This window comes from Citrobacter portucalensis, assembly GCF_002042885.1.
GTDB lineage: Bacteria > Pseudomonadota > Gammaproteobacteria > Enterobacterales > Enterobacteriaceae > Citrobacter > Citrobacter portucalensis.
In genome coordinates this window covers 426307-439095 of sequence record NZ_MVFY01000002.1, presented here as the reverse complement: position 1 = coordinate 439095, position 12789 = coordinate 426307, and the positions used below count along the sequence as shown (strand labels likewise).

Below are 12789 nucleotides of genomic sequence, written 5' to 3'. Positions count from 1 at the left end.
ACTATGGCCTGCTCAGCAGTTCTTTATACAGCGCCTGTAGGGTATCCATATGTTTACTCAGCGCATATTTTTCACTCAACCGCGCACGGCCATGTAAACCCATATTCCTCGCTTTCTCTGGCGAGTCGGCCAGGGCATCCATCGCATTGGCTAACTCCTGCGCATTGCCCGGTTCGAATAAAATCCCTTCGATACCGTCACGAATTTGTTCTGGTATACCGCCGATGCGCGATCCGATAACCGGCTTGCCTAAGGACATCGCTTCTAATATCGCCATAGAACAGTTTTCATAGCATTCTGAAGGCAGGATCACCGCTCGCGCATGCTTAATAAGGTTGTCGAGGGCTTCCCCTTGTTGCACATAACCTAAAAACTCAACATCAGGGTATTTGGCGGCTAATTCATCATGCAACGGACCGTGCCCTACAACTTTCAGCGGCGCTTTGTTCTGCATTTTTTTATGCGCTGCCAACAACGTTGCCACGCCCTTTTCACGGCTCAGACGGCCAAAGTACAGCATATAGCCCTCATCGCTTACTTCGGCCAGGGGACGGCTGTCATCAACGCCATTGACGATGACATCAATGCGCGAATTCGGCAGCGTACGCAGCAAGACACCGCGTAAAAAAACGCTTGGTGAAACAATCACATCCAGTGCCTGATAGTTTTGTGCAATGTACTGCCAGGTTGCCTCCAGGGAGAGCAGTAAACTTTTTGAGGCTGAACCTTCCTGACAACGATACCTGAAGGCATTGAAAACCGTTCCGGTAATACAGGAATCACACACTTTGCCGTCGCGCAGCATGGAATACGCGGGGCACACAATCTTATAGTCATGCGCAGTCAGCACCGTTTTGCAGCCAAAATTGCGCGCAACTTTAATCAACGCCGGTGTTAACTGATGGTAGATGTTGTGAAAGTGGACAATATCCGGGCGCTCTTTTTCTAATAACGCCAGCATTTTTTTGCAGGCCTGCGAATTATGAATAAAGTTAACCGCCGTTTTGATACCACCCAGCAGATTGCTCGCTTTGTGGTAGTCCACATTACTGACGAAATGATCCGTATAGTCCGAGGGGAAATTATTCTCATGAAGCATAGAGAAATCAATAACCTGCACTCCGGCCTGTTTCAGCATATCGCGCTCTTGAAAATAAACCGTTTCCGCGCCGCCTTTAATGAAAAAAAACTTATTCACTAATAAAACTTTCATTGCGCCAGCCTTAGTTATTCATGAATGATTTTACTGTCAGGCGGAGTCAACGGATCGCGTACTGGTTTAGTCAAGCCTTTAACCAGCCCGGCTGAAAGCACGGCCAGGTTCATTACGCTCTGCAATCCGTTCAATAACGATCGATTCTGCACGGTTTTCAGGACAATAAACGCAAGCAACGGCAAAAAGGCAATGTCGAAAAGTTCGAGATTGAAGGTCACCGCCGCAATGAACAAAGCAATCAGATAAACAGAAAAAATCGCTTCGTTCCTGACCATTTTTAACGCTTTGCCGAAATAAGGTTTTCCCCAGGCACAACGTAAAAGCTCGCCCGGAGCCTGATAGTATCCGCTTTTCCAGCGGTGTTTGAGCATCTGAAAGGTCGGCATAGTATGGGAAGTATGAATAAAATACGGAATATTCAGACGACGCAGTTTATAACCCGCATCGCGCAAACGCAGGCCCAGTTCGGCTTCTTCATAAGCATGCAAATTACGGTTGGTAAGATAACCAATTTTTTCAATTGCAGATCGGCGATATAACCCGCCACCGCCTAAATGGTCACTATCTCCGAGCGGATAAATTTTATTAATACGCTGCTTACGCGATTTAAATTCATAGTTAACAGCATCGTCCATTTCAACGGTTCCCGCAACGCCTGCATATTCCGGCTCAGCCTGCAAAAACGCGACGGCCTGATCCACAAAGCCCTCTTCCAGCTCCATGTCGCCGTCCATCAGTAGCAGATATTCCCCTTCACTATACAGATAACCTAACTGATGCCCGACGCCGCAGCAGCGATCGTCTGGGTTAGTTAAGGACACCACGGTCGCCCCTTTATCGATAGCAAGCTGTTGGGTGTTATCCGTTGACAGACTATCTGCCACTATAATTTTATGCGGATAATCAACAAGCTGCCGGCGAATACTGTCGATCGTTTTCTCAATACATTCAGATTCATTGAGTGTTTTAATACTCACTGAAATAAACGGTTTTTGGTCCATACAATTACCCTACACAGCGAAGGACGGTTCGACGAATCACTAAACTTGATCCTAGTGATAAATAGAACAGGAATTGTAACATCGGTGTAATCATCAGTATCTGGCTGTAAGGTAAGCTAATTAAGCAACTGATAGCAAAAGCGTTAAACGCCGGTGCAAAGCTCAATAACTGGAGATCCTGCTGGTCCAGTTGTTCAAGCGTCAGTAATGGCTTTGGCTGACAAACTTTCAGGATATAAATGAATAAGCTAATAAAGAGTAACGTGCCGATCACCCCAACTTCCCACAGCAGCATACTCAGGGAAGTCGAGTCGAGAATTAAGTTGTAGATAATATTCAAAAAGCCCGGCGACACCGTACTACCACTGTTAGTTGCATTGAGACCGTAGCCAAATAACGTTCCTGAAAGCCCCCACAGATCGTTATTTTTCAACCAGAACAGGAACGTCGTAAAGCGCCCTAATTCACCGGTAGACATAATATAGTTCGGATCAAAGATATAGCTTAAGGAGTCGATAAAAATACTTAACGAGCTTTTCGACGGATCGCCGCCGAACGCCGTAGAATAATAGTACGCGAGGATCACAATCGACAGGCTAATAAGCAACAGCATTCCCGCCACAATAACCAACAACGTCTTCAGATTGACCTTACTAACGTCTTTGACGTAGCTCGGTGAAAGCCACACCCACGCCAGGAATATAGGCGATAGCAGGATGACAAACTTCACTTCACCAATGATGCATAACCCGATACCGAGAACAATATGCAGCGCCATGGACTTGAACGTGGTGAGCCCATGCTTATATTCGGAGACTTTTAACAACATAATTAACAGGCAAAACAAACCCATTGCGGCAGTATTCCCGCCTCCCATAGGGTCACCGCCAAACGTGCCAACCACGGAGTCCCATTTCTCATCTTCGCCGCGCACCGCAACGCGCTGGGGAACAACCAGTAAAACCTGATATATCATTACCGGAATCTGTGCGTAAAACACCCAATACAGATAGCGCGTTGCGCGGTAAATCTGTGATTCCCGGCAAAAGCCAAGCAGCAAACAGATCATCACCAGCGACAGCGCAATTTCGTTTTTAAATGCCACAATCGCTACGGTGATCCCGCCCTGAATCAGCGTCGATGCTCCAGCCAGCACCAGAAACGAAAAGTACAACGCCAGGACAATCGTCTCCTGGGCATCCAGATGTAAGGAGCCATCACGCGTCTGCATCACCAATAATCCCACCATCAACAGGGTCAGGAAAAAAGGTATCCACAGCACTGACTGCATGCCGGTAAAGTATTGCACCAGGCCACACAGGATCAGCGTGACAAAGGTATAAACCTGTAAATAGTATCCGGTATTCAGCGTCATAGTATCACCGGCTTGTCTTTCAGGAGATTGGCTCGCTTATTCATTTTCAGATAAATGAAGGCGTAGCGAATAAATGTCAGTGAAGAAAACAAGATGACCGACGTTGCATAATCTTTATAAAAATAGGGCGTCACAACAAAAGCGAAGAGTACAATCGCCAGCTGTTCCAGTTGGATACGCAGAAAATAGCGATGGGAACCAAAAATAAGCTCTATCACCGTCAGAGGGCTTATCGCCAGCGCCGGGAATAAATAGGGCAACATGTAGCGTGACGTCTCAATGGAGTTTATCCAGTCTTCGCTAAAACCGAGGCGCATCACAATCGGATAGAAAATAAAAACCCCAAGGGTACAGATAACCCCTAGTACCAGCAATAGCATACGTACCTTGGTATACTCTTGATAGTTAAAGGTATTATTTCTGAAGTCGATAGACCATTTGGAAAAAATAGTATTGCGCACCGCATTCCCGATGATCACCACCGGAGCAAGGCAAAAGCGGCTAACCACGGAAAAATAACCCGCCGTCAGCGCCGAGAACCAAAAGTTAATCAGCATAATAGGCAAATTGCTGCTGGCCATCGCCAGCACTTCCGCGCTGCCCACTTTGGTAATGTGATGAATATTCTGTTTGAAAAAATGCCAATTACTGGCGGGTCGCAGATGTCTGGCCGCCACCGAACGAATATCAAACGAATGCAAAATACAGCTTATGGTCAGCACCATCGTCGCGCAGGCCCACGACCAATAAAACAGCTGTACATGGTGCGTAAGAAGGACGGAAAGTACAACGACCACAGAAACAGAAATGCGCTGGAAGATCAGAAAACGAAAGTTAGCCGTGCGTAGTGACAGGTTTTCCGAGATTAAAACCCACGCCGTTGCCAGCGTCAGTAAATAGAGGAACAGAATGTTCTGGTGAAACAGCCACGCGGTCAGCACAGCGTACGGTAAGGCAATGATCGTGCTTTGGATCAGGCAAAACACAACATTCTGCACCAGTTCGTCATCCTGCTGTTTAGGAATTAACAGCTGTGATGCAAAGGTACACACCTGAGCGCCCACCACGGCGATGCTGTAGTTGAGCGCATAAAGCCCCACTTCAGCCATATCGTACTTGTGTGAAATCAACCAAATAGACAGTGCACCAATCAACTGCGAGATGACTGATGAACCGGCTATTGTGGAAGCGCTCTTCAGTAGACTCATACGCGGCCTGGCGTTGCCATCAGTTGATCGGTACTGAAGTTCAGTGAACGCAGACCCTCTTGTGTCTCAAGATCCTTTTCTTCAACTGCATTGAGCACCGCACCAATCACCACGCCGTTATTTTCCTCGATCTTATCCAGCGCGTTGGCTATTTGTCCCGCGGACCCCGCCCCGGCTTTCACAATGAAAACAACGCCATCGACGGCACGTTTGATCAGTTGAACATCCTGGCTCTGGTTCACGGCAGCAACATCAATAATGATGCGCTGATAATGCGATTTCAACTCGCGCATTAAGAGTTCAACATGCTCCGACGACAGCATCAGTAAAGATGAGATGGTGTTCTTGCCGTGTGGAATAAAGTCGAGGTTATCACTGAGTTTGATCCTCGCCTGTTCAAGCTCTGTCTCCCCGCGCAGCAGTTCCGCTAAGCCTGCGGATGTAGCTGACGCCAGCTCGGATGTGAGCCCACCAGTGTTAAAGAAATCTGCATCAATAAGCAGTGTTTTCTGGTCGAAACTAAAAGAGTTCGCTAACAGATTCGCCAACAAAGAACGCCCATCGCCGTGCTCCGTCGACGCCATAGCGAGCGTCTGTAAAGGTCGATTATCCAGCATAATCCGGGTACGGATACCGTGCACAATATCGGCATTAAGCGGGTTCTTCATGATCATGTCCCGCACCTGTGCGCGCCCTGAGGTTCCGCTAAAACGACGAATTTCACCCAACGGAACAACATTGAGCCGTTTTTTCATGCGACTGAGGGTACCGATTGAGTTATCCATTGCCGCTTTGACAATGAAATACATGATGCTGAACACCACCACCAGCATGACCACCATCAGCAACAATAAAGATTTATTCGGTTTCGCCGGTTTTAACGCGGGTACCGCAGGGTCGTATAACACCGCATCGGCATTCACGCCGGACAGCGACAACTCCTGAGTACGTTGATAAAGCGATTTATACAGGTCTTCCATTTTATCTAACGACAGCTTTTGACTGTTCCAGGCATCCCGTTTTGACGCCATTTTCTGGAAGATCTCTTTCTGCTCAATCACTTGCTGTTGATAGTTTTTTTCGTCCGCCAGCGCCGCCAGATATTGCTGACGTAAACCGACTTTCAGCTCGCCCAATACCCGCCCGGTCTGGCTTTGGATCGACTGAACATCGGCTTCTGCTTTTAAAATGGCGGGATTTTTTGGCCCATAGACTTTACGCTGTTCGGACAACGTTCGTTGCGCCTGAATCAACGCGATGCGCAAATCCTGGATCTGAGCGTGGTTAGAGACCGAAGGCAGCGAGATAACGCTCTCAAGGGACTTACCTCCCCCGTTCACCTCGTTATAGACGGATTCAGCGGCAACCCGACGCTGGGTCGCATCGGCCAGGCGATTAGTTACGATACTTAACTGCTCGGTTTCAAAACCATCGATACCGCGGAAGGTCAGCAGCCCGGCATTTTTCAGATAGCTGTCCATCTCGTCTTTTTGCTTAGCTATCGACTTCTGAATCTCTTCCATTTTTTCAAAATTCAGTTCGCGAGCTTTCTCCACCTTCAGACGTTTCTGCTCCACCGTATAGTTGATGAAAGCCTGCGCGACGCCGTTGGCAATATCAGCCGCAACCTGAGGCGAAGTTGATTCATAGGTAATGGAAGCCAGGTTCGTCGTGCGAATACCGATGACATTCAGGTTTTTCGATAACGTTTTCAGCGCTTGCTCCATTCTCAGTTGCCGACTTTCATTGCTATCAGCCCCCTGAGCACCGGCTTTTTCCCCGGTAAACTCCGGGTTTTCATCCAGCTTCATATCACGTACGGCTTGCTCCAGCACAATACGTGAATGCATCAACGCATATTGTGTTTCGTAGTAACCACTGCGTGTTGAATCGAAACCATCAACCTGTGGAAACGGAGAAACGTTATCAGCCTGCGCCTTAATCAGCACCGTCGCCGTTGAAACATACTTTGAAGACATCATGCTGATTAACGGATATGCGACGACCCCGGCAACGATACCGGCCAGCGCGATTTTCCAGGCGTTCTTTTTCAGCTCTTTGGCAAAGCGGGAGAATTCGACACTGCTTTCTCGTTTTTTGCCGTTTTCCACTATTGATAGTTTCATCGTCAGAAGAACCCCATGCCAATAATCACGACATCCCCAGGATGAACAGAGTGCGTTAAATCGACATTCTCAAGCAGCTGATTGCTCCCTGACAGGCGAATGTTGATATCTTTTCGGTCAGCACGATCTGTAAATCCACCCGCCTGCGCAATAGATTTCTCGACGGTAAGCCCTGGCTCATAAGCGAAGCCATTTGGACTTTTTACCTCACCTGAAACATAGTATTTGCGGAACTCAGCAATACTCACCGTCACCATTGGAGATGTAAAATAATCTCCGGTCAGGCGTTGAGTTAATTCTTTAGTCACTTGATCAACGGTTTTATCTTGTAATTTAAGAGCACCAACAAACGGGAAATTAATTTCCCCGCTCTTATCCAAAATAAACCGCATCGTCATATCGGGTTGACCATGAACAGCGATATTGACCGTATCCCCCGCCCCAAGTCGGTAATCCTGCTGAACAGTAGCAGGATCGTCCATTAATCGCGGGCTGGACGCTGTGCATCCGACCAACAGGATACTGAATAGCAAAACCGCGCACAGTTCTATTATTTTCATTTTAGATCTGAACCTTAGCTTTAAGCATAATCATAGAATTATCATAACCCAACGTTCTAATGACTTCCTGATTGTCGTTGGGACCGATATAAAACGAGTCAGTATCCTTATTCGAATTTAATGTATCTATCTGATATTTAATCTCAAAATTAACCGACGGTGTGTAGTCATAGCTCATGGTGACGCTAAACACGCCATCTTTATCATGTCGATCCTTGTTCTGTTTTTTATAGTCTTCCGAAGTGAATGAGTAGTCCAATAAAGTAGAAAAACGAGTGCCTAACCAGAAATGCTGGTAAGAAAGGCCATACTGGGTCACTAAAATATATCCCCCAACTTCCGATGGGTCTTTAATGCTTTGCGCAGAGTGGGCCGTGAAAACAGACTGCTGTAACGGCTTCCACTCCGCTTTTATGTCCCAGTTTAGACCATTAAAATCATGCGAGTTTGCGTTGTTTTCAAATGTTTTATACAGCCATGAAATATTCATGTCGACATTGGTTTTCCCCGTCAACTGCGACTTCAGGCCATACAGCAAATAATACTCATTAGTGTCTTTTTCTGAGTTGTTATCATAACGACGCTGGTTAGTAATAAAGCTATAGCGAAATCGCGTTCTGGATGAGTATTGGTCAAAAACTTCCGCTATCAGGCTATTTTCATGCCATTCCTGTTCCTGAATATAATTGTAGAAGTCTTCACTACTGTCCTGAACATCAGAAGTGTTACCGAAAGTCAGTTTTTTGTATAACAACGCCAGTTCCGCTTTGCCGCGACCATCAGGTGCACCGTAGCTGTAGCGCAATTCACTATTGATAAAATTCGTCGTCAGCGGAGATTTAATCCCATACTGTTCAAACTGGCTCGGTAAAAAACCCTCAGTGATACCACGGCCGCGGGATTCATGCCCAAGCGAATCCTCCAGATTGAGGGTTAAGCCATGCTTGAGCCCATACCGCCAGGCACCGTTAAAACGGAAAAAATGATCGTTGTAGTTATCAGCAGAATCGCTTGAGTAGTTACGATAATCCCCGGAGTACATCAGCAAATACTTATCCTGACCACGCTCTCCAATCATACTCAGAACGGGCGCCGCACTCTGAAACGAGGAACCGATAGCATCACTGCTATGTGGCTGATAAGACACGTTATCATTATAACCGTAGTCCACAGCGACCTTGCCCTGGAAGTCTATCCCCGCAAAGCCAATGTGTGATTTCGGTGTTAAATCAGCCCATGCGGACTGCGATATCACGATTCCGGTAATAACGAGTAATTTAGTATGCATTCTTACCGACAAATCCTTTGAAAATAGTTTTAATAATAATTTTTATATCCAGCCATAACGACCAGTTTTGAATGTACTCAATATCGTACTGAACCCTTTTTTCCATCTTATAAAGCGCATCGATCTCCCCGCGGAATCCGTTGATCTGCGCAAGCCCAGTGATCCCTGGCTTAACTTTATGGCGAATCATGTAATTTTCGACCTGTTTGCGGTACTGCTCATTATGCGTAACCGCATGAGGTCTGGGACCGACAATCGACATACTTCCCTGCAAAACATTAATAAATTGCGGAAGTTCATCCAGCGAAGTGCGGCGCAAAAAGCTCCCGAATTTGGTTACCCGCGGATCGTTTTTAGTGGCCTGAATAACCGTATCGGAATTCTCCATGACGCGCATAGAACGAAATTTCCAGACCTTAATTTTTTGCCCACTCAAGCCATAGCGGTCCTGTTTGAAAAAAACCGGCCCACGGGACGTGAGTTTGATACCAATGGCAATCGCCAGCATCAGGGAGGAAATCATCACCATAATGATGCTGCCAAGAACCAAATCTTCCGCCCGCTTAATAAACGAGCCAGCCCCTTCGAACGGTGAACTGAAAATACCGATAGTTTGCAGATTGTGGATGGAGCGTAACTTGGACATGTTGTTACTGTAGGTATAAAAGTCAGGAACAATATAGGTATCTACGGTGGTGTCTGACATCATGGCCAAAAAGTGACGAATGCGATGTAAAGCAACCATCGGTAAAGCAATATAGATTTCGTCTATGTTTCCCTTCTTGGCTTCCTCGACCAGATTGATCACCGGACCACGAAAGGGGCTTTTAACCTTATCAACGACATCGCCACAGCGAGATAAGGCGCGCTCATCATAAAAGGCCAGATCTAATGTGATATTGGCGTATTCATTCATTAGAGCGGTTTCTGCGGCCAGACCATTGTCGGTCAGACCAATAATCGCCACACGGATACTCTTTTTCGTTGAATACTTAAAAATAAAAAAACGAATGTAGTAAAGAAAAGGTAATGGAATGAAGTACCAGTAAATAATGGCTGAATAAAAAGGGGAAGGCAGTCTGTCTAAGTAGCCCAGTGACTCAGGTTCAGCCACCGTCATACTGACCAGTTCGTTAAAAAAAATCGCCAGCAGCGTACAAAAAACCAAGCGCTTTTGATTACGTAAACCGATCGTCTTAATCTTTTGCTGGTACATTTTAATGTATTCAGCAAACAGCAAGAAAAAGATTGAGAAGAGAAGACTCAAAATGGCAATGGTGTTAAAGGGCACCAAACCCAGCAGATGGGCGCTAAAAATTAACGTCACATTGATAACAATGAAATCGACCAGTTTTAAAAAGACTGGATATCCCTGGCTGCTAATCTTTAGCGATTTTTTAAGCATATCTCAGCCCATTATTTATTGATCTTTAATTGTTTTTTTCTCATTTCATGTTGCTAATTATATCACAAGTCTAAAAAACGCAATGGTACATTGTCAGTAAATGTAAAAAATAATACTCATTACTGTGACAACACCCCCCAGTGAAATCGTATCTATATGATTTTAATGCAGATGACATCAATAGAAGTTTTATCTACCTCAGCAAAAAAGATAACCTTTAACAACATTTTCGCTATTGACAGATAACATCTCATGGTCTATGAAAAAGTGTTTTATGTATGATAAATTGCACAAAAGTATTGTTTCAGTGACGTTGAATCACCTTAGAGTTGCTGTTTAATACCGTAATTAAAATAAAAAACAGCTGCCTTACGACAACATTTCAAATGATATTAATAATACAATTAATTACTTTTTATTATAATTAAACAACAAATATCATCGCCATGAATACCTCATACGGTAACGCTTAAAAAGCGTACCCGAACCCTCAGCCCACCTAATGTCTCACTACGCGTTAGCTGAGGATGCGTGCGATGCAGACGAGCAATATCATTGACCAGCGCCAGGCCGATCCCGGCGCCTGGGAGATTGCCTACGTTATCAAGACGATGAAACGGTAGCAGAGCCTGATGAACCATCTGCTCATCTATGCCCGGCCCGCTATCTTCGACTACCAGCACCACGGCCTCTCCTTCTCGTTGCAGCCGGGCGGTCACCATCCCCTGCGACGGCGTGTATTTCAGTGCGTTATCCAGCAGATTCCCACACAGTTCACCGAGCAGCACTTCATCTCCCTCGACCCACACCGCGTCCTGTTCCCCTTCATAGCCCAGATCGATCCCTTTACTACGCGACTGCGCCAGTCGGGTAAAACAGCTGGTTTGCACCACCTCATACAGATTAACCGGCGAGAAATGCCTTTCCCCCTGCTCTTTGCGCTTCACCGCAGACAGCTGCAACAGCCTCTCCGTCAGTTGAATGGTATTATCGAGCGTGCTACTCATGGCTTGTAAACTCTCATACCATTGCCGCGGTTCGGCGCTGGCGAGAGCCACCGATGCCTGAGTTTTCAGTACCGCCAACGGCGTTTTGAGCTGATGGGAAGCATCCGCGCTGAAGCGCTCCTGGCGAGAGATCAGACCGCGAAGTCGGTCCAGATAACGGTTGAATGCCACAATCAGCAGACGGGTTTCCGACCATGGCAGCAGCTCCGGCAGCGGCGTCAGCAGGCCTGGCTCACGACGCACCATCAGCGATGACAGCTGGCGCATCGGGCGTAGCACCCGGCGCAGCAGCCAGCCAACCAGCACCAGAGTCAGTAGCACCAGCAGCCCTTGCGAAACCCACGAGGAAAACAGCAGCTGTCGCGCCAGATAACGCCGCGATTGCAGCGTTTCAGCAACATAAATCTCCGCCATGCCGACAATGCCGCCTTCGTTGACGGGCTGCAGAAGACGTGCCACGCGGATTGCCTCACCGCGATATTCGGTGTGATAAAACCATGCCAGCGCCGGATAAAGCCGCGTGCGCGAGGTAGCAGGCGGCATCGCCGGTAAATCGTCATAACCCGAGATAACCTTCCCCGCCGGATCAACCACTTTGTAATACAGTCGGTCGTTCATATTCAGTTCAAAGCTGTCCAGCACCACCCATGGCACGTTCACTTCAAGCTGTTTATTGCGCACCACCAGCCGCTCGGAGACGGTCCTGGCGGATGAAAGCAGCGTCCGGTCATACGCCTGGGTCGCCGCTTGTAGCGCACTGACATAGCTGTTAAATGCCGATAGTCCCCACAGCAACATTAGCGGCAGGCCCAGAAACATCAGCAGTTGCAGGTACAACGATTGGGGTTTAACCCACTTCATCGCTACGCTCCAGCACATAGCCCAGACCACGCAGCGTAGCAATACGCACATCGCTTCCCTGTAGCTTTTTACGTAAGCGATGGATATACAGCTCAATGCTTTCGGGACTAACCTCATCACTCAGGCTGAAGACCTGCTCAAACAACTGCTGACGTGAAACCGGTCGCAACCGACGGTACATCAGCACCGTCAACAGCGCCTGTTCACGTGGCGTGAGCGCCAACGGCTGCCCCTGCAACAGAAAATAGCCTTCATCGTGAAACGCCAGCTCCCCCAGTTGCTGTATGCCTTGCACCTGTCCCGCACTGCGACGCAGCAAGGCCCGCAGCCGGGCATCCAGTTCCTCGATTTCAAACGGCTTTGCCAGATAATCATCGGCTCCGACGTTCAACCCTTTCACCCTATCGGCCACCGCGCTACGCGCCGTCAGCAGCAGGACAGGAAGCGTCTGCCCGCGTTTGCGCAGCCGCTGAACGACTTCCAGGCCATCCAGCCCCGGCATATTGATGTCCAGCACCGCCAGCGCATACGTTTCGCTATGTAAAAGATGGTCGGCTGCCAGGCCATCAAACACGCAGTCAACGGCAAAACCGTTTTGCACTAGCGCTTTCTCCAGCCAGTGAGCTAACTCACGGTTATCTTCCGCTAATAAGAGACGCATATCACATCCTGTAAAGTTTCTGCCGCATTGAAAGGGAATTGAAAGGTTAATGTTTTAACAATCACGCAACCGAACTGCTAC

General features: G+C 47.5%; 10 protein-coding genes. All 10 read right to left on the bottom strand.

The genetic code is table 11. The features are described from left to right. Position 1: 1 nt before the first annotated feature. Positions 2 to 1213, bottom strand: coding sequence for a glycosyltransferase family 4 protein (locus BZK40_RS04810; RefSeq protein ID WP_079934239.1), 1212 nt, complete (start codon positions 1211 to 1213; stop codon positions 2 to 4). 14 nt (positions 1214 to 1227) lie between these two features. Continuing rightward, a complete protein-coding gene (locus BZK40_RS04805; protein ID WP_079934238.1) occupies positions 1228 to 2217 on the bottom strand; it encodes a glycosyltransferase family 2 protein in 990 nt (329 codons plus the stop codon). A 4-nt stretch (positions 2218 to 2221) separates the two neighbouring features. After that, a complete protein-coding gene (locus BZK40_RS04800) occupies positions 2222 to 3592 on the bottom strand; it encodes a hypothetical protein (protein WP_008785587.1) in 1371 nt (456 codons plus the stop codon). Further along, a complete protein-coding gene (locus BZK40_RS04795; protein ID WP_003826042.1) occupies positions 3589 to 4800 on the bottom strand; it encodes a lipopolysaccharide biosynthesis protein in 1212 nt (403 codons plus the stop codon). Before BZK40_RS04795 ends, BZK40_RS04800 begins: the two co-directional genes overlap by 4 nt. Continuing rightward, complete coding sequence (locus BZK40_RS04790; protein ID WP_032944675.1) at positions 4797 to 6926, bottom strand: GumC family protein; 2130 nt, start codon at positions 6924 to 6926, stop codon at positions 4797 to 4799. Before BZK40_RS04790 ends, BZK40_RS04795 begins: the two co-directional genes overlap by 4 nt. Before the next feature lie 2 nt (positions 6927 to 6928). Further along, positions 6929 to 7486: a polysaccharide biosynthesis/export family protein gene (locus BZK40_RS04785; RefSeq protein WP_003826038.1), complete on the bottom strand. Its 558-nt coding sequence runs from the start codon at positions 7484 to 7486 to the stop codon at positions 6929 to 6931. A 1-nt stretch (position 7487) separates the two neighbouring features. Then, the gene (locus BZK40_RS04780) at positions 7488 to 8774 is read right to left on the bottom strand and encodes an outer membrane beta-barrel protein (RefSeq protein WP_079934237.1); all 1287 of its coding nucleotides are present in this window, start codon (positions 8772 to 8774) and stop codon (positions 7488 to 7490) included. Then, entirely contained in the window at positions 8764 to 10179 is a 1416-nt protein-coding gene (locus BZK40_RS04775; protein WP_008785590.1) for an undecaprenyl-phosphate glucose phosphotransferase, read from the bottom strand. The genes BZK40_RS04780 and BZK40_RS04775 overlap by 11 nt, the downstream gene beginning before the upstream one ends. A 455-nt stretch (positions 10180 to 10634) precedes the next feature. Beyond that, positions 10635 to 12047, bottom strand: a complete 1413-nt coding sequence (locus BZK40_RS04770; protein ID WP_060683347.1) for a sensor histidine kinase — start codon at positions 12045 to 12047, stop codon at positions 10635 to 10637. Next, entirely contained in the window at positions 12034 to 12708 is a 675-nt protein-coding gene (gene tctD / locus BZK40_RS04765; protein WP_003826032.1) for a transcriptional regulator TctD, read from the bottom strand. Before tctD ends, BZK40_RS04770 begins: the two co-directional genes overlap by 14 nt. Between the last annotated feature and the right edge of the window lie 81 nt (positions 12709 to 12789).

Coding starts and splice junctions, on each gene's coding strand:
- BZK40_RS04785 (WP_003826038.1), bottom strand. CDS start 7,486: ATGAAAATAATAGAACTGTGCGCGGTTTTGCTATTCAGTATCCTGTTG.
- BZK40_RS04775 (WP_008785590.1), bottom strand. CDS start 10,179: ATGCTTAAAAAATCGCTAAAGATTAGCAGCCAGGGATATCCAGTCTTT.
- BZK40_RS04800 (WP_008785587.1), bottom strand. CDS start 3,592: ATGACGCTGAATACCGGATACTATTTACAGGTTTATACCTTTGTCACG.
- BZK40_RS04795 (WP_003826042.1), bottom strand. CDS start 4,800: ATGAGTCTACTGAAGAGCGCTTCCACAATAGCCGGTTCATCAGTCATC.
- BZK40_RS04810 (WP_079934239.1), bottom strand. CDS start 1,213: ATGAAAGTTTTATTAGTGAATAAGTTTTTTTTCATTAAAGGCGGCGCG.
- BZK40_RS04790 (WP_032944675.1), bottom strand. CDS start 6,926: ATGAAACTATCAATAGTGGAAAACGGCAAAAAACGAGAAAGCAGTGTC.
- BZK40_RS04805 (WP_079934238.1), bottom strand. CDS start 2,217: ATGGACCAAAAACCGTTTATTTCAGTGAGTATTAAAACACTCAATGAA.
- tctD (WP_003826032.1), bottom strand. CDS start 12,708: ATGCGTCTCTTATTAGCGGAAGATAACCGTGAGTTAGCTCACTGGCTG.
- BZK40_RS04770 (WP_060683347.1), bottom strand. CDS start 12,047: ATGAAGTGGGTTAAACCCCAATCGTTGTACCTGCAACTGCTGATGTTT.
- BZK40_RS04780 (WP_079934237.1), bottom strand. CDS start 8,774: ATGCATACTAAATTACTCGTTATTACCGGAATCGTGATATCGCAGTCC.